1 protein-coding gene is annotated in these 5,325 nt (G+C 72.5%); it reads right to left on the bottom strand.

All coding sequences use genetic code 11. The annotated features are described in order from the left end of the window. Positions 1-5,325, bottom strand: a 5,325-nt coding sequence (locus ADK36_RS07225; protein ID WP_159391089.1) for a type I polyketide synthase, incomplete at both ends; no start/stop codon positions are given.

The raw sequence follows: 5,325 nt of genomic DNA, 5'->3' as shown, positions 1-5,325 counted from the left end.
CGGGTGGTGGCGAGGGCGTGAGCGATGTCGGTGAGGCTGGTGTCGGGGTGTTCGTGGAGGTAGGAGGCGAGGCGACCCGCCTGACCAGCCAACCCGGCGGCCCCCCGCCCTGACACCACCAACGGCACCACCTCACCGTCGGCCAGCACACGCGGCCGGTCATCCGCCTGCGCGCCCTGCGCGGCCTTCTCCCCCTGCGGGGCCTCCTCCGCCGGCTCGTCCCGCGGCAACGAAGGCTCCTCCACAGGCACTTCTTCAAGAATGACGTGGGCGTTGGTGCCGGACACGCCGAAGCCGGAGACGGCCGCGCGGCGAGGCCGGTCCGTGTCGGGCCAGGAGCGGGCCTCGGTCAGCAGCTCGACATGCCCCGCGCTCCAGTCGACCTGCGGGGTCGGCTCGTCCACGTGCAGGGTGCGCGGCAGCATTCCGTGCCGTATCGCCATCACCATCTTGATGACACCGGCGACGCCCGCGGCGGCCTGCGTATGACCGATGTTGGACTTCACGGAACCGAGCCACAGCGGCTGTTCGGCATCCCTGTCCTGCCCATAGGTGGCGATCAGGGCCTGTGCCTCGATCGGGTCCCCCAGCGGGGTGCCCGTGCCATGGGCCTCCACGGCGTCCACATCCGCGCCGGTCAGCCCCGCACTCGCCAACGCCTGCCGGATCACCCGCCGTTGGGAGGGGCCGTTGGGTGCGCTCAGACCGTTGGAGGCGCCGTCCTGGTTCACCGCGGAACCTCGTACTACGGCCAGGACGCGATGCCCGTTGCGTACGGCGTCGGACAGCCGCTCCAGGAGCAGTACGCCCGCGCCCTCGGCCCAGCCGGTGCCGTCGGCCGTGGCCGCGAAGGACTTGCAGCGACCGTTGGGCGCCAGTCCGCGCTGCCGGGAGAAACCGACGAAGGCGTCCGGCGTGGCCATCACGGTGACGCCACCGGCGAGGGCCAGCGAACTCTCCCCGGACCGCAGCGACTGGGCCGCCAGATGCAGGGCCACGAGCGCCGAGGAGCACGCGGTGTCGATCGTCACCGCGGGGCCCTCCGCGCCCAGGAAGTACGACACCCGGCCCGAGACGACACTGCCGACACCGCCGGTCATCGTGTAACCCTCGACACCCTCGGGCACGGTGGCCAGGCGCGTGGTGTAGTCGTGGTTGACCAGCCCGGTGAAGACGCCGACCGGCTTCCCCCGCAGTGTGGCGGGATCGATTCCGGCCCGCTCCAGCGACTCCCAGGAGATCTCCAGCATCAGCCGCTGCTGCGGGTCCATCGCGAGCGCCTCACGCGGCGAGATACCGAAGAACGCCGCGTCGAACCGGTCGGCGTCGTGCAGGAACCCGCCTTCGCGGGCGTAGCTGGTGCCGGGGTGGTCCGGGTCCGGGTGGAAGAAGTTCTCCAGGTCCCAGCCGCGGTTCGCCGGGAAGCCCGTGATCGCGTCGCCGCCCGAGCGCAGCAGGTCCCAGAACTCCTCCGGCGAGGTCACCCCGCCGGGGAACCGGCAGGCCATCCCCACGATCGCGATCGGGTCGTCGGCGTCGTGGACGAGCCCCGTGTCCCCGGCCGCGTCGGTCGCCTCCCCGAGCAGCTCGGCACGGAGGAATTCCGCGAGCGCGACGGGCGTCGGGTAGTCGAAGACGAGGGTGGCGGGCAGGCCGGTGCCGACCGCGTCCTGGAGCCGTCGCTGGAGCCTGACACCGGCGAGCGAGTCGAAGCCGAGGCTGCGGAAGTCCCTGGTCGCGTCGATGGGTTCGGTGTGCCCGAGCACAGCCCCGGCCTCGCCCCGGACCAGTTCCAGCACCTGCCGGTGCTGCTCCTCGGCCGGCAGCGCGGCCAGCAGCTCGGCATAGGTTCCCTTGTCCGCCTGCGTCCCGATCGAGGGCGTGGCGTGGCGGGCCCCGTCGGCGCTTGCGGCGCTCTCGGCAGCTACGGCACCTACGGCATTCTCGGCACCTTCGGCGGACGAGGCGTCGTCCAACCAGAAGCGGCGGTGCTGGAACGGGTAGGTGGGCAGGTCGGCCGTTTCGGACCCGGCGCCCTCGAACAGGGCTTCCCAGCCCACTGGAACGCCACGGACGTGGAGTTGCGCGAGGGCCGCGACCACGGAGACGGTCTCGTCCGACTCCCGGTACAGCGCGGGAACGGACAAGACGGCGCCGCCGCGGTCCCCGGCCGCCCGCTCCGCGAGCGAGGTGAGGACGCCACCCGGGCCCAGTTCCAGGAACGTGGTCACGTCCTGCTCGAACAGGGCCGTGAGCCCGTCGGAGAACCGCACGGTCCGGCGTACGTGCTCCACCCAGTACCGGGGAGAACACAGTTGCTCGGACGTGGCCGCCCTACCCGTGACGTTCGAGACCATCGGGAGGGCCGGCGGGAGCAGGGTCAGCCCGGCGACGACGTCACCGAACTCGTCGAGCATGGCGTCCATGTGCGGCGAGTGGAAGGCGTGGCTGACCCGCAGCCGCCGGGTCCGGTGCCCCCGGGCCGCGAGTTCCTCGGCGATCCGGGTGACCGTCTCCGTGTCCCCGGACAGCACGACCGACGTCGGCCCGTTGACCGCGGCGACGGCCACCGCCCCTGGCTGCCCGGTGACGAAGGGCAGCACCTCGTCCTCGGTGGCGTCGACGGCGACCATCGCACCGTCGGCGGACACGGACTGCATGAGCCGTCCGCGCGCCGCGACCAGGGCCGCCGCGTCCTCCAGCGACAGCACACCGGCCACATGGGCGGCGCTCACCTCACCGATGGAGTGCCCGGCCAGCACATCGGGGCGGACTCCCCAGGACTCGTACAGGCGGTAGAGCGCCGTCTCCGTCGCGAACAGGGCCGCCTGCGCGTACACAGTGCTGTCGAGCGGAGCGGCCTCGGGCGAACCGGGGGCGGCGAACACCACATCGCGCAGCCGGTGGGGCACATGGTCCGCCAGCTGACGGTCCAGCGCGGCACACAGCGCGTCGAACGACTCCCGGTACACGCGATGGTGCTCGTACAGCTCCCGGCCCATCCCCAGGCGCTGACTGCCTTGCCCCGTGAAGAGGAAGGCGAGCCGGCCCGGCCCCCGGACACCCCGTGCCGTGCCCTCCGGAAGCGGGCGGCGCTCGGCGAGAGCGTCCAGGGAGGCGAGCAGCCGCTCCCGGTCCGCGCCCACGGCCACGGCCCGGTGGTCCAGCAGCGCGCGCGTGGTGAGCAGCCCACGGGCGACGGCGGCCGGATCGACGTCGGGCCTGCTCCGGACGAACGCGGCCAGGCGCGCCGCCTGTTCGGCCAGCGCGTCCGCACTCTGCGCGGACAGCAGCCACGGCAGGACGGCGGCCGGATCGGCACCGGCCTCCGTCTCTTCGGCCGCCTCGGACGGGCCCTGTTCGAGGATGACGTGGGCGTTGGTGCCGGATACGCCGAAGCCGGAGACTGCCGCGCGGCGAGGCCGGTCGTTCTCGGGCCAGGGGAGTGCCTCGGTGAGCAGCTCCACATGCCCGGCCGACCAGTCGACCTGCGGGGTCGGCTCGTCCACGTGCAGGGTGCGCGGCAGCACGCCGTGCTGCATCGCCATGACCATCTTGATGACACCGGCGACGCCCGCGGCGGCCTGCGTGTGGCCGATGTTGGACTTCACGGAGCCGAGCCACAAAGGCTGTTCGGCGTCGTGGTCCTGGCCGTAGGTGGCGATCAGGGCCTGGGCCTCGATCGGGTCGCCCAGAGTCGTGCCGGTGCCATGGGCTTCGACGGCGTCCACGTCCGCGCCGGTGAGCCCGGCCGTGGCCAACGCACGCCGGATGACGCGCTGTTGGGAAGGACCGTTGGGTGCGGTCAGCCCGTTGGAGGCGCCGTCCTGGTTGACGGCCGACCCCCGCACGACACCCCAGATGCGGCGCTTGTTGCGTACCGCATCGGAGAGCCGCTCCAGCACCAGCACACCGGCACCCTCGGCCCACCCCGTGCCGTCGGCCGTCGCCGCGAACGCCTTGCACCGGCCGTCGGGCGACAACCCCCGCTGCCGGGAGAAGTCGACGAACGCGTCTGGCCCCGCCATGACGGTCACACCACCGGCGAGCGCGAGGGAGGACTCACCCGAACGCAGCGACTGGGCCGCGAGATGCAGGGCCACCAGGGACGACGAGCAGGCCGTGTCCAGCGTCACCGCCGGACCCTCCAGGCCCAGGAAGTACGACACCCGGCCCGACACCACGGCGTTGGAGGCGCCCGTGATCCGGTGGCCCTCCACCGACTCCGGCATACGGTGCAGACGCAGCGCGTAGTCCTGGGTGTTCACCCCGGTGAAGACACCGACATCACCGCCCCGCAGGCTCGTCGGATCGATACCGGCCCGCTCCAACGTCTCCCAGGAGATCTCCAGCATCAGCCGCTGCTGCGGGTCCATCGCGAGTGCCTCACGCGGCGAGATACCGAAGAAGTCCGCGTCGAAACCGGCCACGTCGTCGAGGAACGCGCCCCGACGGGCGTACGACGTCCCCGGGTTGTCCGGATCCGGGTCGTACAGGGCGTCGAGGTCCCAGCCCCGGTCCGTGGGGAAGTCCGCGACCGCGTCGACGCCCTTCGCCACCAACTCCCACAGTTCCTCGGGACTCCCCACTCCGGCGGGGAAGCGGCAGCCCATGGCGACGATGGCGACGGGCTCGTCCGCGTCCACCGGTAGCGAGGCGGCGTCCGGCACCGAGGCGGCCTCGGTGCCGAGCAGTTCGGCCTCCAGATGCCGTGCCAGAACCCGGGCACTCGGGTGGTCGTACAACAGCGTCGCGGGCAGCCGCAGCCCGGTCGCCGAGCCGAGACGATTGCGCAGCTCGACCGACATCAGGGAGTCGAAACCGAGGTCCCGGAAGGAGCGCACGGCGTCGATCCGGTCCGCGGACACATGCCCCAGCACCTGTGCGGCATGCTCGCTCACCAGGGCGACCAGCGCCTTCTCCCGCTCCTCCGAGCCGAGCGCGGTCAGCCGACGGACCAGAGCCGTGCCGTCCTGCCCCGCCTCGGAACCCGCCGCTCGACGTCGTACGGGTACGAGGCCGCGCAGCGGCGCCGGAACGGAGCCGTCGAGCGCCGAGGCCCTCAGCGCCCCGAGATCCAGCCGGGCCGGCACCAGACCGGCGTCGGAGGAGCGCAGCCCCAGGTCGAACAGCCGCACCCCGTCCTCGGCGCTGAGCGGCACCATGCCGGCCCGCCGATTGCGCCGCACATCTGCCTGGCCGAGCCGCGCCGTCATCTCGGAGTTCTGTCCCCACCAGCCCCAGGCGAGGGAGGTGGCGGGTTGGTGGTGGGTGTGGCGGTGGTGGGCGAGGGCGTCGAGGAAGGCGTTGGCGGCGGCGTAGTTG

Source organism: Streptomyces viridochromogenes (assembly GCF_001270495.1).
Classification (GTDB): Bacteria; Actinomycetota; Actinomycetes; order Streptomycetales; family Streptomycetaceae; genus Streptomyces; species Streptomyces viridochromogenes_A.
This window is presented reverse-complemented; position numbering and strand designations above follow the sequence as displayed.